Below are 13,303 nucleotides of genomic sequence, written 5' to 3'. Positions count from 1 at the left end.
CATAGCATTAGTAAGAATTGAGATGAATGAGTACGAACAATAGACCACAAAAACTGCGGTCACGATGGAGCGTAGGCGCTTCCACTAACCCAGCTCCCACACCCAACAGGCACGCAAAGGCGCACCTGTCAGGTGTTGTCATGCAAGTTAAGGGTATGTTGGGGACTAGACGTTGAATGTGATGTCAGTGGCTATATGCGCTGCTATTTGAGCCGTTATGTGGTTTGAGTCATCGCATTCGTTGGTTTCATGTGCATCGCTAATTACCTGCCGCTTGGTCTCTCCTACGTACTTGCCATGTGCATGAGGACTGATACCTAATAGGTTCGACTTGATGACACGATGAATGATACCGGCTTCCTGGCGTTGAATAGCTGCAAGCAGCTCAGGCCGGACTACTTTGGGCATGTTTTGCCCTTGAGCTCTGAGGTAGACCGTTATTAGCTTGCCGATAAATAGCGCCAGCTCCTTGTTATCGTCTTCGTTATCGCTGGAGACAAAGTAATATATTTCCCTCGCAGTAGATGCAATGTGAAGCGTTGGGTCGCCCGCGTGGGCAGCGACCTTAAAGCTGCTAATCACGATGGGTAACATGTATTGTCGAAGCTTGCGGTCGTTAGCCTCGCTCCACTGGTTGATATGGGTTGTTGCCAGTATCGAGTCAAGCAGCTCGAATGTTACTGGCGGCATGTTTAACCATTGCCTAAACCTTTGCTCGTCATACACTTCGTGCATTTGAACTGAGTTAGTGCGACCCGTTAATGGGTCGCGTTGGCTGACGGTGCAAATACCTAATTTACGAATGGTATCGGTGTATCCTGTTGTAAAATCAAACCGCATGACGTGGTTCCTCCCAGTCTGATCCACGAACCTCGCGAACCTGCTGCAAAATCCAATCATCAATCTCTGATTCAATCCAAGCTGCTGACCGGCCTGCCAGGATAATTGACTTAGGAAAGCTATCTTCCTGCATCAGTCGGTAGATTGTTGAGCGGCTTAGACCAACTTTGGCTTTGACTTGGTTTAATCGTATTAATCGCATGAGTTTTCTCCATATCTTGGTTTCTCTCATGGGATGAGTTGATCCTGTAAGAAATAACCATGGACTGAGATTCCAACCGATTTCAGGCCTATATCACGCACGTGCATTCAAGAATCGAAAACATGGAGACACAAAATGCACGAGCAAAACGCTGAGTATGTAACGAATGGGCCGATGACTGAGGTTGATGTGTTGAATAAAGCGTCTGAGATCTTGGAGACGAAGTTTTTGAAGGGGGAGGGCTTTACCAGCCCGTCTGCAGCAAAAGACTTCCTTAGGTACAAGCTGGCGCATCAAAAGCGTGAGGTGTTCGCCATACTGCTGATGGACTCACAGCATCGCCTGATTGAGTACAAAGAGTTGTTCTTTGGGACCATTAACGCGGCCCCGGTGTATCCCCGTGAGGTGATGAAGGAAGTGCTTCAGCAAAACGCTGCTGCTGTCATCCTGGCACACAACCATCCATCGGGTGTGACTGAGCCTTCGGAAGCAGACAAGCGTGTGACGACGCGTATCAAGGACGCACTCAATCACATAGACGTCCCCGTGCTTGACCACATCGTAGTAGGCCAAGACACGGTTTCGTTTGCCGAAAGGGGATTATTGTAGGTGAATGTCGCTAAGCACGTAGAAGAGGTTTTCCCTGGGCCTTTTCTACGTTGCTTAATGGCTTATGCTGGCGCTTTATTTTTTGCATTACTGCTGTAAAACGACTGGTGTCGTCCCTGATACTTGGTTGTCGCTTCTTTGCACAGATAACTGATACGCTTAAACACCACCTCGTGTTGCTTATTAAGGCAGGTTAACGGTCCTTCCAATGAATAACTGACGGGATTTGAAGCATGTAGTAACGCCGCTGTTGAATCAGTGGATATCCCGTGTACTTTCAACCAAGCATGACGAATGATTCTACCGAGCTGAGTCCTGTCCTCATGGCTTAAGTTACCGACATTGTAAAAGGTATCCTTGTTGAGGAACAAAACGACGTGGTAATGCTCTAGCGGGCTCTCAATGGTTTGCTCTACCTTGGCGACATACTCGATTTGCGTATGGTGTATCCGTTTCTTTTCCCGTTGCTGCTTTAGTTGATAACTTTTGATGCCTCGTTTGATGTTCTCAATGAACTCCGTTATTGGATTCCGAACCAAGCTATGCTGACTGTAGAAAGGTAAGTGCAAGTCAAAACACACCACTAGTGTTCGAGGATGATTGTAAAAGCTTCTTTGGAACACCTCGTACAACTTATCCAGGTACTGCTCAATGTAAGGGGCATTCTGCTTCCACATATCGAAGCCTTTATATCGGGAGCCGTAGCAAAGGATGTGGTTAGGATTGTATTTACTGCGTTTGGGTTGATTCATTTTGACCTCCTAGATCGTTGTTGAGTCATAGGAGATCTGATCCTGTAATTTTTAACCATGAGTCAGACGGTAAGCTTTGGGGCTTACCTCATCTCTGGCTAAGTATTGGTTACTAGACGTACCAATGAATGATGTAAACAGTGGTAGTAGTGATTGTTGTATATATTATTATTACCGACAAACCACACGTATAGCTCCGCCTAATTTCCAACCGTAAATCTTCATTTAACTTTATTATTTTTTATGATCTTATTGTGTGATAGTTTATAATTTTCGTGTACCTATGGCTGCGCAAAAGTATTGATAATAGTGGTTATAAGACTTAATGAAAAACTTGTTTGCAACAAGTTGTCAACTTTGTTGAAAACTTTTAAATTCTTTATAAATGAATTTTTTATTGACCTTTTTCTAAGGGAGTAGACTGGACTAATGAAGGAAGATGTACATGGTGATGAAGTACCAGAGTGGATCAAAAAGCTTGACCCCAAAAAGGACCAGGATGGTGCCTGGTTGGTTCGGTACTTAACTAGTAGGAATATATCGATTCACAGGAATTCAGGAGAGGACACTCGGGAAGCAGCTAAACGGATTGTCATTAAGTTTTATCAGCAGGCTGACCCAATACATTATCAGCTTCTCAGAAATCTTTCTGAGTCCTACCGGCAAAGGCAAAAGAGACGCGATAAGAGAGAGTATGTTGATAGGACTTACCGCTTATCAAAATCTGCGGTCGACAAGTTAGATGGCTTAGCAGCTAAGCTTGAGGTTCCAAAAGAGAAGATAGTAGAGGCCTTGATTGAGGAACAAGCTAATGTCGACTCTCTTTATGACCTTTCTGATAAAAAGGGGGCTAAGCTGACCTCAGAGCAAATAGCCCGCTCATATGCGAAGTTCAATCGAGTAGGGGATTTAATCTTTGGCACACGAGCATTTCCTAACGAAGAACAGCTGGTTCAGCGTATAAAAGCTATCGTTAAGAAGCTAAACATTTCAATTGCAAGAAGAAGAGACAGTAAACCACTTCTTACGACTCATGAGTTTGTCCGAGTCATGGAGAAAGAAGGGGTATTATACGACGTTGGAAAGTCTGTCGCTAACACAGATAGTTTTGAACGTTTAAAAGACCCGATATCAGACACTAGACTAGGTGATTACTCTGATGATTTGATGATAGAAGACTTCATTTACTTGAGTGAGACGATTGAGTCCCGATTGAGACAATACAGAAGTGCTGTATATAAGCATGATGATATCAGATCAGAGGAGCTGCTGATTGGTAAGCTGGTCGACGATGCATACAGTTGGTATCGTGAAAACGTGGAGACGAAAAGCCTAAGACAAGAGTGTGATCATTTGAGAAGGCAAGTGAACTCTCACAGGAGCGAACTGGCTAAGCAAGTTAAAGATATTGAGTTTGATGATGAGCGGTTTTCTGAGATAGTGAAACTGTGTGAGAATCTTCAGTCTATGGTCATAAAGCTCTTTGAAGAATATGATTTAGAAAAGCTTAATCACTACCTTGATGTAGAGGGGCTAAAAGGTAATGCGCCAAGTCGCCGACCAAATAGGTTCCAAGATATTGAAAGGATGAGATCAATCAAAAAATTCCGAGAAACAGTTGCCCTGGCAATAACGGGAAACGTCGAACCTGACTCTGTTTTAGATCATGAGTTTCGGTGGATAAGCGAAAGATGATTTACGTTTGATGAAAATAGTATTTGCTGGCTAGGGCTTAGAATAGATTTTAGTATTCCAGATTGTATTCCAAAATCTTTAGCTTTATTAAAATATTTAATATTATCAAGTAATTAAATCTAAAATAAGACTCCCGCCAGCTCCACCAATTCCATAAAAAGCCGCTCAACCGAGCGGCTTTTTTGTTTGCGTAGCTTGCGTCTTTGACGCAAGACCACTCCTTTGTGGTAACCTCAAGTTATCGAAACGACTCCGCACAGTATTACCATGAAAAAACTCTTCTTAACCTATATTGGAGGCTCGGCCCCGGGTGCAAATATCGAACTGCATGATGTTCGGTTTGTGGTGGGCGAGAGCATGGAGCAGGCCTATCCGGCGGTGCGCGCGGGCTGGTTCGGCACACAGAAAGGCTTACACTTAGATAGCTATGTACACCTGCACCATGTTGATGGTTATCGAATTGAGTTAAAAGAGGCACCTTCAGAAAACTCAGGCAAAAAATTGTTCTTCGTGAACTTTGGCGGATACTTCGAGGGTAAGTTAGCCGAGTTCCATGATTTTACCGTAGTGGTTGCTGATTCAGCTCAATCGGCTAAGCAACTGGCGAAGGCGCAGGTCCTTAAAAGCGGCCTGGCTGGTGCCGAGCAAGTCCATAAAGACGATCTCATTGAGGTTGATAATTGTTTATGTCTGGATTTGATCGATAACTATTACATTCATTTGCATTATGATGGTCAGCAACAGCCGCTTTTACCGGACTGGAAAGGTTATCAGCCGTTAAATTAGTTTGATCAAATAACGACAAACCACAACATCGCCATCTTGGACGGTAGAGCTTAATACACCGCCACAGGCTTCGATCATCGCTCGCGATGAATGATTGTTCGAATAGCAATGAATATGGATGTCATCAATCCCTAACGTCTGCGCTTTCTTAAGGCTCATGTTGAGCAAGATCTTGCCCAGTCCTTTGCCTCTATGCGATGGACGAATGCTCAGTCCTATGTGCCCACCAGCATGTTCTATTTGTTGGTTCAGTCGGTGTCGGATATTACTGCAGCCAAGTATTTGGTCATTATCAATTAACCAATAGGTGGAGCTTTGCACCATTCCGGCAGGAACGGCCTCACCAGATCGAAACCTTTCAATACGGGCAAGCATTTCGGCAAAATTACGGTGGTCAAAATCAAGCGGGAAAGGGTAGCGTTCTTCGTAACCCAGTTCATCAATGTAGTCGCGATAACTTACTTCAAATTTGGACGTTGGCAAAATAAGCTTAAGCACGCTCGATTCCTTTACCGGTCAAAACGCGTTCAATATCTGCATCTATTTTCAGCGTCGCAATGTTGTCTGCGCGCGTTTTTCCGCGGGTTAAAATTGCGATTGGCTGGCCATGTTCGTCGGCCTGGCGGGCGAATCGATAACCGGAGAATACCATTAGTGATGAGCCGACCACCAACAATCCGCCGCTTTCTGAGAGAGCCTGCCGGGCTTCGGCCACCCGTGTTTTCGGCACTGTGTCTCCAAAATACACGACGTCGGGCTTTAAAATGCCCCCGCAATTCAGGCAGTCGGCAATATTAAACTGCGAAAAATCGGTCTCAACATCGGCATCGCCGTCAGGCAGGGCAGTGGCATTGAGCTCGGCGAACTCGGGATTTAGCGCTAAGCAGCGCTCATGCATGTCGATACGTGGCGATTGAGCGCCGCAACTCATACACACCATTTCGTTGGCGTAGCCGTGCAGGTTGATAACATCGGTGGCGCCGGCTTTTTGATGCAAGCCGTCGACATTTTGGGTAATGATGGTGCCAATTAAACCTTGCTGCTGCATGTTGGCCAGTGCAACATGCGATTCATTAGGTTGAGCATTATAAAGCACTGGCCAGCCATGCAGTGCGCGCGCCCAGTAACGCTTCCTAAGCAGTTCGTTGGTCATAAAGTCTCGGTGCTGAACCGGCGGCGCACTTTTCCAGTTGCCGTCGCTGTCCCGATAGTCAGGGATGCCTGATGCGGTGCTTAAGCCGGCTCCGGTTAATACCGTAACGGGTTTATTTGTTTCTAAAAAGCGTTCAAGTTCGCGGATATTTGATTGCATGACTTCATTGATCATCTGCCGATACGTTCAAAGCCTATATGATCAGAGAAAATAAATGAACCAAAGTAGCGATAATAAATGGCAAAACCGTGCAGTTATTGCACGGTCATCTTAGCCAGTTGGGTTACTAATTGGGCAGGCTTTTCCATCGGCTGGCTTAGGCCTTCTATGCGTTCAGCAATAACCCCGTGCTTATCAAGAATAGAAACTAAATTACTATGGTCAAAATCACCGTCCGGGCGCTGGCGATATCTAACACCAAGCACCGTCGCTAATGTCCTGATGTCTTGTTCAGAGCCATTCAAAAACAGCCAGTTGTTGTTTAGGTTATATTGCTTCGCATAGTCGGCGAGTGCTTCGGGAGTATCGCGAGCTGTGTCAAAGCTGACCATAACAAGCTTAACTTGTTTTTGTGTGGCTTCATCCAGACTGTTGTATAAGCGTTTGGCATCATGAACCAGCACCGGACAGGCGGTGGTGCAACTGCCGTAAATCATCGAAATAATAACCGGTGTGCCTGCAAGCTCGGACAGCTTTAATGAGCTTTGTTGATGAGTATTCCATAACGCATCAATTTGGTATATCGACTGAGAGTGTGACACTTCTGCCGCATTCATCGTTGTATGATCGGTATGATCGCCGTGCTGAGTGTGGTGTGAATGATCTTGAGCCATAAGTGGTGCAGAAAACACCAGTGATGCCAGAGCGGTAACTTGCAGTAATCTATTCATCGTGATTCTCCAGATCGTATGCGCAGCGAAACCCCATGGTGCTGGTTGTACTTTGTGGGGCATAATCACTGCGCGACTGATAACGAAAAAATGTGGCGTAATTGGCGTTAGTAAAACTGGACATAAAGCGCGCTCCGTCGCCACAGGAACCGGAAAGCAAATCGACATCATCACCGTTACTAAGCAATAGTTGATAGTCGTCAACCCATTCATTGACCCGGTCGTGCATATGCATCAATTGATCAGCATTGGGATTAACGGTCTGTTGTTTACTGTGAGGCTGGCTGTACCAGGCAAATAGCTTACGTGCATAATCATTGTCGCTAATGTTCTGCTGCTGCCGATATTGCATAGACGCATATTCCCATTCATTAAGACTGGGCAGCCGACCGCCTTGGGCCGCGCAGTATTCTCGCGCAGTAAACCAGGACACATAAGTAACCGGTTCGTTTTCTTTCCCCTGAGCAAAAGCGGTATTGTTGTCCCAGTGTTTCAGGTAGTTGCCATCATGGAATAGGGCAGCGATGTTATCTCGCTGCCAGCGAGGGTTGCTACTCACAAACTCCAGATAAGCTTGGTTAGTGACCGGAGTTGCATCCAGCATGAAACTGTTCATTTCTATACTGAGTCGCTGTTTGTCCAGCAATACCGGAGGTTCGAAAGTACCCCCGGTTACCAGCACAGGGTCAGCCAGTATTAACGGAGAAAATAAAACACCGGCAACTCCGAGCCACTTAACCATAACCTTCCCCTTACTTCTGTTGACGAGGGCCAGCGATTAACGCACCGGCGGCACCTAATTCTGCGTCTGCAAATTCGTGATCAACCAGTTTATAAATACCTTCTTCCGGTACAATAAAGTCCATGGTCGCACTGTTACTGGCGCCTAACAGAACGGTTTGCATTCCGTACCACTCGTTGCGAGGGTCACCTTCGTACCAGATACGGTCAAAAATGGCACCGATCACGTGGAAGCTGGAAGTACCGGACGGACCGGCATTTAGTACGTGCAGTCGTACCCGATCGCCTTCGTTAGCGCGCAGAGGAGTGTCGCTAAGAGCTGCAACATGACCGTTAAAAGTGACATGGCTTGGCTTACGATCCAGTGCTGCACCATGGTTATAGATATAATTACCTTCTGCTGCTTCTTCTAAATAGTGCTCTGACTGAACCAGCACGTATTCGTGATCCACATCACTGTCGGTTGGGTAACCGTCTTTTGGAGACACAACCACGGCACCGTACTGACCCATAGCGGTGTGCATCAGTACACTTGAGGTACCACAGTGATACATATAAGTACCGGGGTAGTTTGCGATCCATTCAAACTCGATAGTCTCGCCCGGAGAAATAGTACGCCACTTATCTTCCGCCGCTACGGTGCCGCTATGAAAATCCATAGAATGTGGCATAGGGTTAATTACAGGTTGGTTTTTCTGATAAGGGTTGTCCTGTATCTGCTGGAAGAATGGCGCGCCATTTTTAACCGGCTTAGTAATGACTACGTCTTCATCAGAGCGGTTTTTCATTTTGAAAATTACACGGTCGCCTTCGCGCACATGCAATACAGGACCGGGGACTGAGCCGCCGAAGGTCCAGGCTGAATAACTAACGCCCGGCGCAACCTCAACTTGTTGAGAGAAAACATCCATGCGTACGTCGTGAGTTTTATTACCTTCATAGTCCAGTTTCGCTAAATGCGGAACCGAAGTCAGGTAGTCACCAACTACTGCCGGGCCATTGTATTCTTCGCGATAAACCTTAGCTTCTGGTAAACCATAGATTTTACCGTCGATAACGTACTCGCTGTCGTGTTTAAGTTTCATATCAGTAGCTGTGGCAGGAGCAGAGACAGAAGCCATAGCGGCGAGCAAAGAAGCACTAATAATGGATAAGCTGAGAGTTTTCATCGTGTTTTTCCTTTAACAACTAATAAATTGATTTAACGTAAACTGCTAACCGCATCGGCAGTTGTTTCTTGGCTGCCTTGCGATAGTTGGGTGTTGATGTAATTCACTAACGCAGCAATGTCTGCATCTTTTAGGTAGCCCATTGCTGGCATTGAACCGTTATACTGAGTTCCGTTGACTGTGATAGGTCCTGACTTACCTTTAATGATGACTTCGGCAATATAATGCGGGTTATCTTTCAGGTTTGAATTACTAGCAAGCGGCGGGAAAACGCCTTGCATGCCTTTGCCGCTTGGCTGATGACAGGCCTGGCAGTATTTTTTGTAAAGGTTTTCACCGCTACTGGCATCGGCGGGTTGAGTGAAAAATAGTCCCGCGATGGAGGCAGCGATAAGTGAAACCTTAATAAGAGAATGAATGCTCATGATGACCTCTTAGTGACTTGCTTAAGATGTCTCTAGAATATCGCTATGGCGGGGTTTAGCTAGTGATATGAGGAGGTACCAAAAAGCTACTCCTTTGTGTATAAGAAGAGTGATAAACTAGGCCACTATACGGGTAAACATAAAGAGGTTTTATGAGTGAAGAACAACAGATAATGCAAAGCAAACATACGCAACAGTATAGTGCCGAAGGTAAAACGGTAGATATTGATATTTACCGCACGGAAGACAGTAGCTGGATTTTAGAAATTGTCGATCAGGACAATAACTCGACATTGTGGGAAGACCAGTTTGAACAAGAAGACGACGCTCTTGCCGAAGCACTGGATGCTTTGAAAGAAGAAGGCATAGGTAGTTTTATTGGAGCCGCCGAATAAAATGATTCAGGTTTCACAGCGCGTTGAATTTGCTGAACATGAAATCGAATGGCAATTTATCCGTTCTAGTGGCGCCGGCGGTCAAAACGTAAATAAAGTGGCGACCGCTGCTCAGCTTATTTTTGATATTAATGCATCCTCTTTACCAGACTTTTATAAACAGCGCTTGCTAAAAAAAGCGGACCACCGTATTACCCAAAGCGGTAAAGTGATTATCAAATGTCAGGAAACCCGCAGTCAGGCGCGCAACCGGGAGTTGGCGTTGGAACAGCTGATTGAGCTAATCCGCAGTGTTGGCCAGGTGCAGAAAAAGCGCATTCCAACCAAGCCGAGTCGCTCTGCTAAAGAACGACGATTGACTGGCAAAAAGCAGTTAGGACAGAAAAAGGCGCTGAGGAAAAAAGATTTTTAAGCTTTTTTCAAAAAGGCGTCCAGTTCATTTTCCTGCATCGGTTTTGCAATGTAGAAGCCTTGAATACGGTCACAGCCCAGTTCGGTAAGTTTATCTAAGGTTTGTTTATCTTCAACGCCCTCGGCGACGGTTTTCAGTCCCAGATCATGGGCTAGATTGATGGTCGATTTAACAATCGTTAAGCTGCGCCGACTATTACAAAGTGCCTGAACAAACACCTGGTCCAGCTTAATTTCCTGTACCGACAGCTCATTCAGATAATACAGCGACGAATAACCCGTGCCAAAGTCATCGACGGCACAACCAATACCCATTGAAGCAAGGCTATAGATAACCTCTTTGGCATGAGAAGACTCTTCAATAAGACCACTCTCAGTAATTTCAAATAGTAATTGAGATGGATTTATATCAGTGATTGCACTGCGAACGAAGGCTAAAAAAGCCTCATCTAATAAGTCGTGAGAACTGATGTTAACACTCAGTTTTAACGGGTTTTGCGGATCGCTGCGAGCAGCTCTCTGGATTTTATTGACCGCTTGCTGAATAACCCAGCAAGTTAATTGCTTAATGCCACCGGATTCTTCCAGCAACGGAATGAACTTATTGGGTGGTACCAGGCCAAGCGACGGGTGCTGCCAGCGAATAAGGGCTTCTGCGTGAGAAATATTCTGCCGGGCAATATCGAGCTGCGGTTGAAAATAAAGAACAAATTGTTGGCAACCAAATTTATGAAAATCATTCAGTAACTGCAAATTTTGTACATCGGGTTCATCTGCATCACTGTAGATACAATATTGAATTTTTCTTTTTTGTGCAGCGGTTAATGCGGTAATAGCACGTCGTACAAGTTCTGCTCCATCTATGTTTTCGACCGCGCAGTGGGATTGAGCGATCCCGAAGGCGAGCTGAGGTTCAATTTCACCGGCCTTGGAAAATAGTGGCTCACGCAATGCATCAATTACATTGCCCATTTTCGATTCGTCTCTCAATGTTAACCCGAATAGACCTGAACCAAAGTGTGCAGACGTATACTGACGCATTGCTTTAAGACGTTCACCAAACTTGGCAACGGTGTTAAAAGCAGTTTCATAACCAAATACCGTTATCATCGATTCTATATTCGTAATTTGTATGGTGACTAGGGTAACGGCGTGGGCGTGATCGTTAGCGTCCGGTTCTAACTGTTTATCCAGCTCTCTGAAAAATGCAGTTCGGGTATAAAGACCCGTAATATTGTCGTGCGCAGCATTAAATTCTATTTGTTGCTGTAACGCTTTATTCTGTTGTAATTCTATTCTTAGCGCGGCGGTTTTTTCGCGAACCTTGTAACGTAGTGTGACGGACCAGTATAGCCCGATAAAAGCTAATAAGGTTAATGGAATGATAAACCATAGTGCATTGAGTATCGCATTCCAGACGCCATGCGCACGTGGTTCGAGCAAATGCTCCCAGCGTTTATAGATGGCTTCGTATTGGCCGTTAACAATAATAGTGGCCAGTTTATTATTCAAGTGGTTGAGTAGCTCATCATTGCCTTTTTTTACGCCAAAGGCATAGGGTTGAGGCCAAAACTGTATTCCAGCAGAGGTGACGGGTAGGTCGTACCGGTTAATCAGTTGGTCCGAGGTGATATTGACTTCGATACAGGCATCAGCCGCTTTGTTGGCTACTTTGCTCAGGCAGTCAAGTTCGTCGGCGGCGATGAGCATGGTTAGATCCAGGTTTAGCGAACGTAATTTGTTCGCGGCAAAGGCACCTTCAGCGACGGCGACTGTTTGCCCGGCAAGTTGCGACAACTGCGTGTACTGTGAACCGTTGGTGTGCGAAAAAATACCGTGACTTAAGTAATGTATAGGCTGAGTGAAGCTAAAGAAATCTCTTCGGTCATCAGATGGAATTAGTGCCACGGCATCGGCCTCACCCTCGATGACTGCATCTAGAGCAGCCCTCCATGAGGACAGCTGAAATTCAATGTTTGTGTTATCTGTTGCAGCCATGGCGCGCTGTAAATCGGTAATAAACCCATGCGCATCGCCATTATCGTCCAACCATTCAAAAGGCGGGTAATATTCCGAGCCAGCATACAAAATAGTATTGTTTTGTAGGGGGGATTCAGAGTTCGAACGAGTATTCCCGGAACTCGGTAAAAAAGTGGCTGCGACTAAAGCGATAAGACCGACTGCGTTAATGAGTGATCTCATCTATGAATATCCATGAGTTAAAATTTTTTTTGTGTTTATATTATCATTAATAAAGCTTAGTGCATTTTGTCATATGTGCAATTTTAATAGGAAGGAAGAGATAATAAATGAACCAAAAACCAGGCATTTACCAGCACTATAAAGGTAATCGTTATCGTGTTATTGATACGGTAACGCACAGTGAGACCGAAGAGGTTCTGGTGCTATATCAACCGCTTTATGGTGATCAGAAACTGTGGGTGCGGCCCTATGCTATGTTTAATGAGTTGGTGGAAGTTGCGGGTGAAGAGCTGCCACGATTTCGGTTTATTAGCGAATTATGAGGTTCGCTAACATAAAGTTTAGGGTGCTAAACCATGACTGATGTCGATTTTTCTGTGTTTTATGATCGGGCCTGTGAGCGCAAAGGCGGCGAAAAAGCGATGCTGCAGCGGTTACCCAGAGTTGCGTCGAATGAGGAAATTGCTCAGACTCCGGATGATCGTGTTTTATCGTTGCTGACTCGTTGTGTTTTTCGGGCCGGGTTTGTCTGGCAGATTATCGACAATAAATGGCCCTCGTTCGAAGAGGCATTTAAAGGTTTTGTCCCTTTATACTGGCAACAGGCGTCGCCGGAAGTATTAGAAGAGCTTGCGCAGGATCCAAGGGTGGTACGTAACTTTCAAAAGATAATGACGGTGCCGGTTAATGCCAGAATGATTGTTGAGGTAGCAGAAGAATACGGTAGTTTTGGCCAGTTTTTGGCGCAGTGGCCTAACTCAGAACAAGCCGAATTACTGGTTTACTTGAAAAAGAATGGCGCCAGGCTGGGTGGCAATACTTCGCAATACGCATTGCGTGCCATGGGTTGGGACGGCTTTGTGCTTTCCAGTGACGTAATTACAGCGTTAACCAACTATCGGTTGCTCGATGCTTCAGTAACTAGTCAAAAGGGGCTTAAACAGGTACAGACTGCGATCAATCACTGGCACCAACAGACAGGTTTGCCGCGCAGTCATATTTCCAGAATTCTCTCATACAGTGTTGGATAGTA

17 protein-coding genes are annotated in these 13,303 nt (G+C 45.5%); 7 read left to right on the top strand and 10 right to left on the bottom strand.

The window, feature by feature from the left end; translation table 11 throughout:
• Positions 1–165: 165 nt before the first annotated feature.
• Together CWI81_RS05110 and CWI81_RS05105 are read right to left on the bottom strand one after the other, a co-directional pair.
• The gene (locus CWI81_RS05110; protein ID WP_126784206.1) at positions 166–840 is read right to left on the bottom strand and encodes a hypothetical protein; all 675 of its coding nucleotides are present in this window, start codon (positions 838–840) and stop codon (positions 166–168) included.
• Positions 830–1,042, bottom strand: a complete 213-nt coding sequence (locus CWI81_RS05105; protein ID WP_126784205.1) for an AlpA family transcriptional regulator — start codon at positions 1,040–1,042, stop codon at positions 830–832. Before CWI81_RS05105 ends, CWI81_RS05110 begins: the two co-directional genes overlap by 11 nt.
• A gap of 135 nt (positions 1,043–1,177) precedes the next feature.
• Here CWI81_RS05105 and radC point away from each other — a divergent pair, with 135 nt between their 5' ends.
• Positions 1,178–1,651, top strand: a complete 474-nt coding sequence (radC, locus tag CWI81_RS05100; RefSeq protein WP_126784204.1) for a RadC family protein — start codon at positions 1,178–1,180, stop codon at positions 1,649–1,651.
• Positions 1,652–1,713: 62 nt separating this feature from the next.
• Here the strand turns inward: radC and CWI81_RS05095 are convergent, their stop codons facing one another.
• A complete protein-coding gene (locus tag CWI81_RS05095) occupies positions 1,714–2,403 on the bottom strand; it encodes a YagK/YfjJ domain-containing protein (RefSeq protein ID WP_126784203.1) in 690 nt (229 codons plus the stop codon).
• Positions 2,404–2,832: 429 nt separating this feature from the next.
• Here CWI81_RS05095 and CWI81_RS05090 point away from each other — a divergent pair, with 429 nt between their 5' ends.
• Together CWI81_RS05090 and CWI81_RS05085 are read left to right on the top strand one after the other, a co-directional pair.
• On the top strand, positions 2,833–4,098 hold the full coding sequence (locus tag CWI81_RS05090) for a hypothetical protein (RefSeq protein ID WP_126784202.1): 1,266 nt from the start codon (positions 2,833–2,835) through the stop codon (positions 4,096–4,098).
• Positions 4,099–4,365: 267 nt separating this feature from the next.
• Positions 4,366–4,884, top strand: a complete 519-nt coding sequence (locus tag CWI81_RS05085; RefSeq protein ID WP_126784201.1) for a DUF1543 domain-containing protein — start codon at positions 4,366–4,368, stop codon at positions 4,882–4,884.
• Here the strand turns inward: CWI81_RS05085 and CWI81_RS05080 are convergent.
• The 6 genes from CWI81_RS05080 to CWI81_RS05055 form a co-directional block, all read right to left on the bottom strand.
• On the bottom strand, positions 4,876–5,382 hold the full coding sequence (locus CWI81_RS05080) for a GNAT family N-acetyltransferase (protein ID WP_126784200.1): 507 nt from the start codon (positions 5,380–5,382) through the stop codon (positions 4,876–4,878). The two genes, CWI81_RS05085 and CWI81_RS05080, sit on opposite strands and share 9 nt — an antisense overlap.
• Positions 5,375–6,211, bottom strand: a complete 837-nt coding sequence (locus tag CWI81_RS05075) for an NAD-dependent protein deacetylase (RefSeq protein ID WP_241970347.1) — start codon at positions 6,209–6,211, stop codon at positions 5,375–5,377. The genes CWI81_RS05080 and CWI81_RS05075 overlap by 8 nt, the downstream gene beginning before the upstream one ends.
• A gap of 80 nt (positions 6,212–6,291) precedes the next feature.
• On the bottom strand, positions 6,292–6,927 hold the full coding sequence (locus tag CWI81_RS05070; RefSeq protein ID WP_126784199.1) for an SCO family protein: 636 nt from the start codon (positions 6,925–6,927) through the stop codon (positions 6,292–6,294).
• A complete protein-coding gene (locus tag CWI81_RS05065; protein WP_126784198.1) occupies positions 6,920–7,669 on the bottom strand; it encodes a formylglycine-generating enzyme family protein in 750 nt (249 codons plus the stop codon). Before CWI81_RS05065 ends, CWI81_RS05070 begins: the two co-directional genes overlap by 8 nt.
• A 10-nt stretch (positions 7,670–7,679) precedes the next feature.
• On the bottom strand, positions 7,680–8,837 hold the full coding sequence (locus CWI81_RS05060) for a multicopper oxidase domain-containing protein (protein WP_126784197.1): 1,158 nt from the start codon (positions 8,835–8,837) through the stop codon (positions 7,680–7,682).
• Between the two features lie 32 nt (positions 8,838–8,869).
• Entirely contained in the window at positions 8,870–9,262 is a 393-nt protein-coding gene (locus CWI81_RS05055) for a c-type cytochrome (RefSeq protein WP_126784196.1), read from the bottom strand.
• A 152-nt stretch (positions 9,263–9,414) separates the two neighbouring features.
• On the opposite strand from CWI81_RS05055, the gene CWI81_RS05050 reads away from it, so the two are divergent.
• The gene (locus tag CWI81_RS05050; RefSeq protein ID WP_126784195.1) at positions 9,415–9,657 is read left to right on the top strand and encodes a hypothetical protein; all 243 of its coding nucleotides are present in this window, start codon (positions 9,415–9,417) and stop codon (positions 9,655–9,657) included.
• A gap of 1 nt (position 9,658) precedes the next feature.
• Positions 9,659–10,069: an alternative ribosome rescue aminoacyl-tRNA hydrolase ArfB gene (gene arfB / locus CWI81_RS05045; RefSeq protein ID WP_126784194.1), complete on the top strand. Its 411-nt coding sequence runs from the start codon at positions 9,659–9,661 to the stop codon at positions 10,067–10,069.
• Here arfB and CWI81_RS05040 read toward each other — a convergent pair.
• Positions 10,066–12,270, bottom strand: coding sequence for an EAL domain-containing protein (locus tag CWI81_RS05040; RefSeq protein ID WP_126784193.1), 2,205 nt, complete (start codon positions 12,268–12,270; stop codon positions 10,066–10,068). The two genes, arfB and CWI81_RS05040, sit on opposite strands and share 4 nt — an antisense overlap.
• A gap of 107 nt (positions 12,271–12,377) precedes the next feature.
• Between CWI81_RS05040 and CWI81_RS05035 the strand changes: the two genes are divergently transcribed.
• Both CWI81_RS05035 and CWI81_RS05030 read left to right on the top strand, forming a co-directional pair.
• On the top strand, positions 12,378–12,593 hold the full coding sequence (locus tag CWI81_RS05035) for a DUF1653 domain-containing protein (protein WP_126784192.1): 216 nt from the start codon (positions 12,378–12,380) through the stop codon (positions 12,591–12,593).
• A gap of 33 nt (positions 12,594–12,626) precedes the next feature.
• On the top strand, positions 12,627–13,301 hold the full coding sequence (locus CWI81_RS05030) for a DNA-3-methyladenine glycosylase I (protein ID WP_126784191.1): 675 nt from the start codon (positions 12,627–12,629) through the stop codon (positions 13,299–13,301).
• The last annotated feature ends 2 nt before the right edge of the window (positions 13,302–13,303 follow it).

This window comes from Idiomarina seosinensis (genome assembly GCF_003987275.1).
GTDB lineage: Bacteria > Pseudomonadota > Gammaproteobacteria > Enterobacterales > Alteromonadaceae > Idiomarina > Idiomarina seosinensis.
Note: the sequence above shows the minus strand (reverse complement) of the source record. Positions and strands in the feature narration are given on the sequence as shown.

Coding starts and splice junctions, on each gene's coding strand:
- radC (WP_126784204.1), top strand. CDS start 1,178: ATGCACGAGCAAAACGCTGAGTATGTAACGAATGGGCCGATGACTGAG.
- arfB (WP_126784194.1), top strand. CDS start 9,659: ATGATTCAGGTTTCACAGCGCGTTGAATTTGCTGAACATGAAATCGAA.
- CWI81_RS05030 (WP_126784191.1), top strand. CDS start 12,627: ATGACTGATGTCGATTTTTCTGTGTTTTATGATCGGGCCTGTGAGCGC.
- CWI81_RS05075 (WP_241970347.1), bottom strand. CDS start 6,211: ATGATCAATGAAGTCATGCAATCAAATATCCGCGAACTTGAACGCTTT.
- CWI81_RS05060 (WP_126784197.1), bottom strand. CDS start 8,837: ATGAAAACTCTCAGCTTATCCATTATTAGTGCTTCTTTGCTCGCCGCT.
- CWI81_RS05040 (WP_126784193.1), bottom strand. CDS start 12,270: ATGAGATCACTCATTAACGCAGTCGGTCTTATCGCTTTAGTCGCAGCC.
- CWI81_RS05090 (WP_126784202.1), top strand. CDS start 2,833: ATGAAGGAAGATGTACATGGTGATGAAGTACCAGAGTGGATCAAAAAG.
- CWI81_RS05050 (WP_126784195.1), top strand. CDS start 9,415: ATGAGTGAAGAACAACAGATAATGCAAAGCAAACATACGCAACAGTAT.
- CWI81_RS05055 (WP_126784196.1), bottom strand. CDS start 9,262: ATGAGCATTCATTCTCTTATTAAGGTTTCACTTATCGCTGCCTCCATC.
- CWI81_RS05070 (WP_126784199.1), bottom strand. CDS start 6,927: ATGAATAGATTACTGCAAGTTACCGCTCTGGCATCACTGGTGTTTTCT.
- CWI81_RS05110 (WP_126784206.1), bottom strand. CDS start 840: ATGCGGTTTGATTTTACAACAGGATACACCGATACCATTCGTAAATTA.
- CWI81_RS05095 (WP_126784203.1), bottom strand. CDS start 2,403: ATGAATCAACCCAAACGCAGTAAATACAATCCTAACCACATCCTTTGC.
- CWI81_RS05105 (WP_126784205.1), bottom strand. CDS start 1,042: ATGCGATTAATACGATTAAACCAAGTCAAAGCCAAAGTTGGTCTAAGC.
- CWI81_RS05035 (WP_126784192.1), top strand. CDS start 12,378: ATGAACCAAAAACCAGGCATTTACCAGCACTATAAAGGTAATCGTTAT.
- CWI81_RS05085 (WP_126784201.1), top strand. CDS start 4,366: ATGAAAAAACTCTTCTTAACCTATATTGGAGGCTCGGCCCCGGGTGCA.
- CWI81_RS05065 (WP_126784198.1), bottom strand. CDS start 7,669: ATGGTTAAGTGGCTCGGAGTTGCCGGTGTTTTATTTTCTCCGTTAATA.